This window comes from Oscillibacter sp. CU971 (assembly GCF_905219725.1).
In the GTDB taxonomy this organism is placed as follows: domain Bacteria; phylum Bacillota; class Clostridia; order Oscillospirales; family Oscillospiraceae; genus Oscillibacter.
In genome coordinates this window covers 1-1,046 of sequence record NZ_CAJMXG010000576.1, presented here as the reverse complement: position 1 = coordinate 1,046, position 1,046 = coordinate 1, and the positions used below count along the sequence as shown (strand labels likewise).

Below are 1,046 nucleotides of genomic sequence, written 5' to 3'. Positions count from 1 at the left end.
TTCCGTACCAGCAGGAGGAGACCCTGCTGGTGGAGGCGGCTGGCCGTCCGGGGGCCGTGGGCCGGAAGATGACGGAGCTGCTGATGCGGGACAGGTGCAATATCGACTACGCGGCGTACTGTAACGCCTGCAAGAGAGCCATCGATATCAACGATCCGGAGAAGGTCCTGTCCATGATGGTGAGGGCACAGGCCAGCGTGCCGCAGCTGGAGCCGTCCTTCTTTGGCGAAATGGCCTCCTACGCCCACTCAGACCATCGCTTCATTGCTAAGGAGATCATCAAGCGGTGCGGCGAGGAGCAGATTGCCGCCGCGCCGTCTTTCCTTCTGGAGCAGTTTGCTATGGACAAAGACTTTCGCACGTTATCTGCGCTGGTGCAAAAAGGGATCTCCGGAGGAGGCAGTTCAGCAAGGACACTCCATATGCTGACCTATGAGGGCCGTGANAGCTGGATTGNNGNANAACTNCTGGAAAAGCGGATGTGGGTGGACGCCAACGACTACAGTGCGCTCCATGCCTGTGTCCAAAACGACGCGNTGGAGNTGTGCANGCNGCTGCTGGANGGNGGCATGGANTTCGACCAGTACCGCCAGTGGGCACAGACACGGCCCTGCGCCGGCCATGAGGAAACGCTCCAGGCACTGGCGGACCACTGGTCTGAGATGCAGGCAGAGGTGGAGCAGGAGCCCGCCCAGGAGAACGGAGGGATGACCCTTGGCTAATCCGGCTCTGATAGCAAAGGCCGCCGCCATCATCCTGACCGATGAAAAGGCGCAAAAAGCGGTGGGCTGGACGCTGGTGGCGATTCTCTCCCCCCTCATCCTGCTCATCGCCTTTTTATGCTCTCTGGGCTNCGGCGCCACCGAGAACAACATCACCGCTGTGGAACTGTGTTTTTACGATACCATCGGCATTCCAGCGGAAACCCCGGAGGAGTACCGGCTGTGCATCGAGGCCATGCGCGCCAGCTTCGCTCAGCTGGATATTGCCATTGCTGCCATCAACGAGAATACAGAGGAAGAAACAAGCCTTGACGATATCCGCGT

Annotated in this window: 2 pseudogenes; both read left to right on the top strand. The window is 59.5% G+C overall.

Annotation, left to right across the window (positions count from 1 at the left end):
- A pseudogene (locus JX325_RS18380) lies at positions 1-722 on the top strand (ankyrin repeat domain-containing protein); the annotation flags it as partial.
- Positions 715-1,046, top strand: a pseudogene (locus JX325_RS17570) (M23 family peptidase); the annotation flags it as partial. The pseudogenes JX325_RS18380 and JX325_RS17570, both read left to right, overlap by 8 nt.